Source organism: Streptomyces sp. NPDC058534 (genome assembly GCF_042717365.1).
In the GTDB taxonomy this organism is placed as follows: Bacteria; Actinomycetota; Actinomycetes; order Streptomycetales; family Streptomycetaceae; genus Streptomyces.
This window is the reverse complement of record NZ_JBHXNW010000033.1, coordinates 17,135-24,914: the sequence shown is the minus strand read 5'-3', so window position 1 is coordinate 24,914 and position 7,780 is coordinate 17,135. Positions and strand designations below refer to the sequence as shown.

Annotated in this window: 8 protein-coding genes and 1 pseudogene; 4 read left to right on the top strand and 5 right to left on the bottom strand. The window is 72.5% G+C overall.

All coding sequences use genetic code 11. The annotated features are described in order from the left end of the window. Window positions 1-76: 76 nt before the first annotated feature. A complete protein-coding gene (mgrA, locus tag ACFWR9_RS21095; protein WP_383844332.1) occupies window positions 77-1,069 on the bottom strand; it encodes an L-glyceraldehyde 3-phosphate reductase in 993 nt (330 codons plus the stop codon). Between the two features lie 137 nt (window positions 1,070-1,206). Here mgrA and ACFWR9_RS21090 point away from each other — a divergent pair, with 137 nt between their 5' ends. Further along, window positions 1,207-2,091, top strand: a complete 885-nt coding sequence (locus tag ACFWR9_RS21090; protein ID WP_383844329.1) for a LysR family transcriptional regulator — start codon at window positions 1,207-1,209, stop codon at window positions 2,089-2,091. 25 nt (window positions 2,092-2,116) lie between these two features. Further along, window positions 2,117-2,632 carry a DinB family protein gene (locus tag ACFWR9_RS21085; protein ID WP_383844326.1) on the top strand — a complete coding sequence of 172 codons (516 nt, stop codon included), beginning with the start codon at window positions 2,117-2,119 and terminating at the stop codon, window positions 2,630-2,632. Here ACFWR9_RS21085 and ACFWR9_RS21080 read toward each other — a convergent pair. Together ACFWR9_RS21080 and ACFWR9_RS21075 are read right to left on the bottom strand one after the other, a co-directional pair. After that, window positions 2,614-3,693, bottom strand: coding sequence for an adenosine deaminase (locus ACFWR9_RS21080; RefSeq protein ID WP_383844324.1), 1,080 nt, complete (start codon window positions 3,691-3,693; stop codon window positions 2,614-2,616). The genes ACFWR9_RS21085 and ACFWR9_RS21080 overlap by 19 nt on opposite strands. A 45-nt stretch (window positions 3,694-3,738) precedes the next feature. Next, window positions 3,739-4,134 (bottom strand): VOC family protein, encoded by a 396-nt coding sequence (locus ACFWR9_RS21075; protein ID WP_383844321.1) that lies wholly within the window; start codon window positions 4,132-4,134, stop codon window positions 3,739-3,741. Window positions 4,135-4,281: 147 nt separating this feature from the next. Between ACFWR9_RS21075 and ACFWR9_RS21070 the strand changes: the two genes are divergently transcribed. Beyond that, the gene (locus tag ACFWR9_RS21070) at window positions 4,282-4,740 is read left to right on the top strand and encodes a pyridoxamine 5'-phosphate oxidase family protein (protein ID WP_383844318.1); all 459 of its coding nucleotides are present in this window, start codon (window positions 4,282-4,284) and stop codon (window positions 4,738-4,740) included. 6 nt (window positions 4,741-4,746) lie between these two features. Here ACFWR9_RS21070 and ACFWR9_RS21065 read toward each other — a convergent pair whose 3' ends face one another. Together ACFWR9_RS21065 and ACFWR9_RS21060 are read right to left on the bottom strand one after the other, a co-directional pair. Then, a complete protein-coding gene (locus ACFWR9_RS21065; protein ID WP_383844315.1) occupies window positions 4,747-5,646 on the bottom strand; it encodes an aldo/keto reductase in 900 nt (299 codons plus the stop codon). Window positions 5,647-5,673: 27 nt separating this feature from the next. Then, window positions 5,674-6,564, bottom strand: coding sequence for a glycoside hydrolase family 19 protein (locus ACFWR9_RS21060; protein ID WP_383844312.1), 891 nt, complete (start codon window positions 6,562-6,564; stop codon window positions 5,674-5,676). Between the two features lie 255 nt (window positions 6,565-6,819). On the opposite strand from ACFWR9_RS21060, the pseudogene ACFWR9_RS21055 reads away from it, so the two are divergent. Next, a pseudogene (locus ACFWR9_RS21055) lies at window positions 6,820-7,738 on the top strand (acyl-CoA dehydrogenase family protein); the annotation flags it as partial. Between the last annotated feature and the right edge of the window lie 42 nt (window positions 7,739-7,780).

The following is a 7,780-nucleotide window of genomic DNA, read 5'->3' as shown; positions in this document are numbered from 1 at the left end:
GGGGCGCGGGCGCACCCACCCGACCCCGGGCGGGGGCCCCCGCCCCCCGGGACTCGGGTGTGTGGTGGTCGTGCCCCTACTTGTTGACGATCTTGTCGATCCGGGCCAGTTCGTCGGAGCCGAAGTCGAGGTTCCTGGTGGCCGAGACGCTGTCCTCCAGCTGCTGCGGGCTGCTCGCGCCGACCAGCGCCGAGGTCACGCGGCCACCGCGCAGCACCCACGCGAGCGCCATCTGGGCCAGCGACTGGCCGCGGGACTTCGCGATCTCGTCCAGGGCGCGCAGCCGGCCGACCAGTTCCTCGGTGACCGCCTCGGACTTGAGGAACGGGCTGTCGCTCGCGGCGCGCGAGTCCTCCGGGATGCCGTCGAGGTAGCGGCCGGTGAGCAGGCCCTGCTCCAGCGGGGAGTAGGCGATGGAGCCGGCCTTCAGCTCGTCGAGGGCGTCCAGCACGCCGCCGGTCTCGGGGCGGCGGTCGAGCATGGAGTAGCGCGGCTGGTGGATCAGCAGCGGGGTGCCCAGCTCGCCGAGGATGCGGGCGGCCTCGCGGGTCTGCTCCGCGGAGTAGTTCGAGACGCCCACGTAGAGCGCCTTGCCCTGCTGCACCGCCGTGTGCAGGGCGCCCATCGTCTCCTCCAGGGGAGTCTCCGGGTCGGGGCGGTGGGAGTAGAAGATGTCGACGTAGTCCAGACCCATGCGGGTCAGGCTCTGGTCGAGGGAGGACAGGACGTACTTCCGCGAGCCCCATTCACCGTACGGACCGGGCCACATCAGGTAGCCGGCCTTGGTGGAGATGACCAGCTCGTCGCGGTACGACCCGAAGTCGGCCTTCAGCGCCTCGCCCAGGGCGGACTCGGCGGAGCCGGGCGGCGGGCCGTAGTTGTTGGCGAGGTCGAAGTGGGTGACGCCGAGGTCGAAGGCGCGGCGCAGGATGGCGCGCTGGGTCTCGGCGGGGCGGTCCGGGCCGAAGTTGTGCCACAGGCCGAGCGAGAGCGCGGGGAGCTTCAGGCCGCTGCGTCCGGTGCGCCGGTAGGGCATGTCCGCGTAGCGGTCGGGGTGTGCGGTGTACAACGCGACTCCAGAGGGGTTGGGCACCCGGGTACGGGTAGTGGCGGATCCGGCTGGAACCGTCCCCCACTCTGGCGTGACCTGCGTGCAGTGGTCCAACAGAAGAATCCGATGGGATTGCGCGGTTACGCTTCTCAATCATGGAACTGCGTCATCTTCAGCATTTCGTGGCGGTCGCCGAGGACCAGCACTTCACCCGTGCGGCGGAACGGCTGCTGGTGTCCCAGTCGGGTCTGTCGGCGTCCATCCGGGCGCTGGAGCGGGAACTGCGGGCGCCACTGTTCGTGCGCACCACCCGCCGGGTGACGCTGACGGAGGCCGGGCGGGCGCTGCTGGGCGAGGCGGAGCGGATCCTCGCCCAGGTGCGGTCGGCGCACGAGGCGGTGGCCGCCGTGCAGGGGGTGCTGCGCGGCACGCTCTCGCTGGGCGCCGAGCAGTGCATCGCCGGGGTGCCGGTGGCGGGGCTGCTGGCCGCGTTCCGGCGGCTCCACCCGGACGTGGAGATCCGGCTGCGGCAGGCGGGCTCCGGCGAGCTGGCCGAGGAGGTGGCGGCCGGCCGGCTCGACCTGGCCTTCGCCTACCGCACGCAGGCCGACACCGAACAGCTGCGCTCGGTCCCGCTGTCGGGCGAGCCGATGACGGTGCTGTGCCACCCCGACCACCGGCTCGCGGCGGACGGCGCGGTGCTCAGCCCGCACGATCTCGCCGACGAGGTCTTCGTCGACTTCCACCCGGACTGGGGTCCGCGCCGCGTCACCGACGCCGTCTTCGCCGCGGCCGGCGTACGGCGGACCGTGCCGCTGGAGGTGAACGACGTGCACGGGCTGCTCGACCTGATCGACGAGAACCTCGGCATCGCGGTCGCGCCGCGGCACTTCCGGCACAAGCGGGCGGCGCTCACCTCACTGCCGTTGAAGGACTCGGGCGCCTCGGAGTACGAGACCATCGCGCTGCTGCCGCCCGTCCAGGCCACCAGCCCGGCGGCCCGGGCGCTGATGGGGCTGCTGGAAACGGGGAGCGGGTGAGGGCGGACTGCGCGATGGTGGACGCATGCATGCGAAGGACATCCTCATCGAGGGCTACGGCCGTATCCGGGAAGAGGTCCACGCCGCCGTCGCGGGGCTCGACGCCGACGGCCTGAACGCCCGCCCCGCCGACGACGCCAACTCCGTCGCCTGGCTGGTCTGGCACCTCACCCGCGTCCAGGACGACCACATCGCGGACGCCTTCGGGCTCGACCAGGTGTGGTTGGCCGACGCGTGGGAGAAACGCTTCGGCCTGGGCCTGCCCCGCCACGACACCGGGTACGGCCACAGCTCCGCGAAGGTCGCGAAGGTGCGGGTCGACTCGGCCGCCCTGCTGACCGGCTACTACGACGCCGTGCACGAGCGGACGCTCGGGGCGCTGCGCTCCCTGGCCGCGAAGGACCTGGAGCGGATCGTGGACGACAACTGGGATCCGCCGGTCACACTCGGCGCGCGGCTGGTCAGCGTCCTGTCCGACGATCTCCAGCACGTCGGACAGGCCGCCTATGTGCGCGGGCTCGTTCAGAGCGCCGCCGCGTAGCCCGGCAGGACGACGTCCTCGATCAGGGCCTCGCGCTCGTCGAACGGGACGAAGGCGCTCTTGAGGGCGTTCACCGTCACCGTGCGCAGGTCCTCGACCGTCCAGCCGGCCTGCTCGACGAGCAGCGACATCTCGCGGGTCATCGTCGTGCCCGAGACGAGGCGGTTGTCGGTGTTGAGGGTGACGCGGAAGCCGAGGTCCTTCAGCGAGGTGATGGGGTGCTCGGCGATCGAGGTGGCCGCGCCGGTCTGGAGGTTGGAGGTCGGGCACATCTCCAGGGCGATCCGGCGGTCGCGGACCCAGCCCGCGAGTCGGCCCAGCTTGCCGGAGGCGAGGTCGGGGATGTCGTCGGTGATGCGCACGCCGTGGCCGATGCGCTGGGCGCCGCACACCTGGAGGGCCTGGTGGATGCTGGGCAGCCCGTGCGCCTCCCCGGCATGGATGGTGAAGGGCACGTTCTCGCGGCGCAGGTGCTCGAAGGCGTCGAGGTGGTCGGCGGGCGGGAAGCCGTCCTCGGCGCCGGCGATGTCGAAGCCGACGACACCGGCGTCCCGGAAGGCGACCGCGAGGTCGGCGGTGGCGCGGGTGCGGTCGAACATCCGCATGCCGCACAGCAGGGTGCCGACCCGGACCGGGGTGCCGGCCACGGCGGCCTTGGCCATGCCGGCGGCCAGGCCCTCCTGGACGGTCTCGACGACCTCGGCGAGGGTCAGACCGCCGCCGGTCATCAGCTCGGGGGCGTAGCGGACCTCGCCGTAGACGACGCCGTCGGCGGCGAGGTCGAGGACGTACTCCTCGGCGGTGCGCAGGAGGCCCTCGCGGTTCTGCATCACGGCGAGGGTGTGCTCGAAGGTGGCGATGTAGCGCACCAGGTCACCGGAGTTGGCGGCCTCGTAGTACCAGCCGGCCAGCTCGTCGGGGTCGGTGGTGGGCAGGGTGTGGCCGACCGACTCCGCCAGCTCCACGACGGTCGCGGGGCGCAGGCCGCCGTCGAGGTGGTCGTGCAGCACGGCCTTGGGGAGGCGGCGGAGGGTTTCGGCGTCTATGCGCGTAGATGACATGTGCGGTGGTTCCTCGGCGGGGTCTGAGCGGAAGATCGGGACAGTTCAGGCGGCGGCGGGCTGGAGCAGGTCCCAGCGGTTGCCGTAGAGGTCCTGGAAGACGGCGACCGAGCCGTAGGGCTCGTGCCGGGGCTCCTCCAGGAAGGTCACGCCGGCGGCGGTCATGCGGGCGTGGTCGCGGGCGAAGTCGTCGGTGTGCAGGAAGAAGCCGACCCGCCCGCCGGTCTGGTCGCCGATCCGGGATCGCTGGGCCTCGCCCTTGGCGCGGGCCAGCAGCAGCGCGGTGCCCTGCCCGGGGGTGCCGGGTTCGACGACCACCCAGCGGGAGCCGTCGGGCCGGGGCGCGTCCTCGGCCAGGCGGAAGCCGAGGGCCTCGGTGTAGAAGCGGATCGCCTCGTCGTAGTCGTCGACGACGAGGGCGACCAGGGCGATACGTGTCATCGGGACCTCTCGGGACAGGCGGTTGACCGGAGAGGTTATACGTAAAACCCTCCGCGACGCCAGTCTCCGGTCCTACGCCTCCCGCCCGAGGTGCGGGCGGACTCCCGCCCGAGGTGCGCGCGCGACCCGTCCACTACCGTCACGGCCATGAAGATCACCGGACCACCGCGCGAACCCGGGCGGCGCAAGCAGGACGTACTGGCCCGTCTGGACGAGGAGCTGGACATCTGGGTGGCGACCGCCGACGCCGGAGGCCTGCCCTGCATGGTCCCGCTGTGGTTCGTGTGGCACGAGGAGTCGGTCTGGCTGTGCACGCGCCTCACCAACCCGACCGGCCGAAACCTGCGAAACGGCGGCCGGGTCCGGCTGGCGTTCGGGCACACCCGGGACGTCGTGCTGATCGACGGGGAGGTGGAGACGTTCGGCCTGCGGGAGGCACCGGCCGCGGCAGCCGGGGCGTTCCTCGCGAAGACCGGCTGGGACCCGCGCGAGGACAGCACGTCGTACGCCTGGTTCCGGGTACGCCCGCTCGCGGTGCAGGCGTGGCACGAAGAGCGCGAGTTGAGGCAGCGGCACATCATGCGGGACGGCGCCTGGACCGCGTGACGGAGGTCAGCCGGTCCGGGCGCCGTCGAGCCGTGCCAGTTCCCCGTCGCTGAGGCGCAGCGCGCCCGCGGCGACGTTCTCGGCGAGGTGGCCGGGGTTCCCGGTGCCGGGGATGGCGAGGACGTGCGGCCCCTGGTGCAGGGTCCAGGCGATCCTCACCTGTGCGGGGCTCGCCCCGTGCGCCCGGGCGACCGCGCGGACGTCCTCGTCGTGGGCCGAGCCGGCGCCTCGCGGTCCGGCCTCGCCGGCGATGGCGAAGAACGGCACGAAGGCGATGCCCCGCTCGCGGCACCGGACGAGGAGGTCGTCGGTGGCGGGGTCGTGGAAGCCGAGGCCGTACCGGTTCTGCACACAGACCACGGGCGCGATGGCCCGGGCCTCGTCGAGGTGCCGGGGCTCGACGCCGGAGAGGCCGAGGTGGCGGATCAGGCCCGCCTCACGCAGTTCGGCGAGTACCCCGAAGTGCTCGGCGACCGAATCCTGCCGCATGCGGCGCAGGTAGACGACGTCGAGGTGGTCGCGGCCGAGCTGGCGGAGGTTCTCCTCGACATGGGCACGCAGGTCCTCGGGACGGGCCGAGGTGCCCCACTCCCCCGACCAGTCGCGGTACGGGCCGACCTTGGTGGCGATCACCAGGTCGTCGGCGTAGGGCGCCAGCGCGCTGTTGATCAGTTCGTTGGCGGAGCGCAGCGAGGAGAAGTAGAAGGCGGCCGTGTCGATGTGGTTGACGCCGAGTTCGACGGCTCGGCGCAGCACGGCGAGTGACTGTTCCCGATCGCTCGGCGTGCCGAGATGGAAGGCGGCGCTGCCCGTCAGCCGCATCGCGCCCAGGCCGATGCGACGGACGGGCAGGTCGCCGAGGTGCCAGGTGCCGGCCGACTCCGCGGTAATCGTTTCCGAGGCCATCGGCGGAGTTTCGCACACCTGCGCGGGTCAGCAGTACAGGTTGCCACCCGGGGAGACGCCGAGGATCTGGCTGAACTGCTGGTACTTGGTGACGCGGCTCTGGACCTGCGCCGGGTTCTTCCCGTCGCACTCCAGGGAGCCGTTGATGGAGCGGATCGTCTGGCCGAAGCCGGCGCCGTTGACCATGGCGTTGTGCGGGGTCATGGTGCCCGGTCCGGACTGGGTGTTCCAGTACCACAGGGCGGTCTTCCAGGCGACGGCCGAGTCGTTCTGCACCAGCCAGGGGTTGCCCAGCAGGTTGATGCCGAGCGCGTCGCCCGCGGCCTTGTAGTTGAAGTTCCAGCTGAGCTGGATCGGCCCGCGCCCGTAGTAGGCCGCCTGGCCGGCCGGACAGCCGTAGGGTTGGCTCCAGTCGCAGTAGTGCGGGTAGTTGGCGGTGTTCTGCTCGACGACGTGCACGAGTCCGCCGGTCTCATGGCTGACGTTGGCGAGGAAGGCCGCGGCCTCCTGCTTCTTGGTGGCGTCGCCGCCGGTGTTGGCGAAGCCGGGGTAGGCGCTGAGCGCGGCGGTGAGGCCGCTGTAGGTGTAGAAGGAGTTCCGACCCGGGAACATCTGGTTGAACTGGGCCTCGCTCACCACGAAGTTGCCGACCGGCGTACCCGGGCCGCCGCTGCAGGCGTACGGCTCCCAGTACCAGGTGCTGATCAGCGGGTCGTAGCCCGGGTTGGCGTGCTCGGCGATGTACGCCTTGCCGTCGGTGTAGCGGACGACGTCGCCGGCGTTGTAGTTCTTGCCCGCCGTCCAGGCCGGGTAGCTCGAACACGCGGCGGCGGACGCCTCGGTGGCGGGCAGGAGCGCGGGCACGGCGCCCGCGAGGGCGAGCACGGTCACCAGGGCGGAGATACGGCGCCTCGACACAGGACTGCCTCCTTCGACGGGCACGGCCGCTCCCGCACAAGGCAGGCCGGAGCGATGCCTTGCGCGCACGTGCCGGTCCTGCCGGTCACGGCGTCGGGGGCGGCCGTAGTGGGGGGTGTGACGCACACTCAACCGCGTTGGTATGTACCAGTCAAGGGTGTAGACCAGTCGGACTCGGCCGGATTCCGGCCTGGCGCGGACTCGCCGTACCGTGCCCGCTCGTCACCGTCCGGACCCGGTCGGGAGAATCGCCGTATGGCCACCACGACCCACCCGCTCGTCACCGAGGCGCACCGGCTCGCCGACGACCTGCTCGCCCCGTCCGCCCAGTGCGTCGACCAGGACGTCGTGCCCAGGAGTCATATCGAGGCGGTCCGGCGCTCCGGGCTGCTCGGGGTGAGCGCGCCCGTGGAGTCCGGCGGGGCCGGTGCCCCCGACCGGGTCGCCAGGGAGGTCGCCGAGATCCTGGCCGGGGCGTGCTGCTCCACGTGGTTCGTGCAGACCCAGCACCACACGCCGGTACGGCTGCTGGCGAAGGCGGCGCCCGGACTCGCCGTCCGCGAACGCCTGTTGCGTCCGCTCGCCACCGGCGAACTGCTCGCGGGCATCGCCTACGCGCACGTCCGGGCCCATCCCCGGGTGCCGGTGCGGGCCACCGCCGAGCGGGGCGGTGTGCGCTTCGACGGCACCGTGCCCTGGTACACGGGCTGGGGCCTGAACGACCTGATGCTGCTCGCGGGCGTGACGGAGGCCGACGAGGTGGTGTTCGTCTTCACCGACGCCCGCGAACAGCCGGGGCTGCGGGCGTCGCCGCCGATGCGGCTGGTGGCGCTGACGGCCGCGCGGACGGTGTCGCTGACGCTGGACGGCCTGTGGGTACCGGAGGAGTCGGTCGTACTGCGCACCCCGCGCGAGGAGTTCGCCCGCGTCGACGTGGACCGCATCACCAACACGTCCCCGGCGGTCTTCGGCCTCGCGTACGCCGCGCTGGACCTGCTCGGCGCCACGCCCGGCGAGCGTGGCGCGGCCGACGCCCTGCGCGCGCGGCTGGACGAGGTGCGGGAGCGGGCGTACGCGCTCGCCGACCACCCCGTCCCGCACGAGCACGTCGAGGAGCGGCTGGCGCTGCGGTCGCGGGCGTACGAGCTCCTGCGGGCGGGCCCCCCCGCCGCCCGGGGGGGCGGGGGGGGGGGGGGCCCCAGATGGGTGCGCCCCC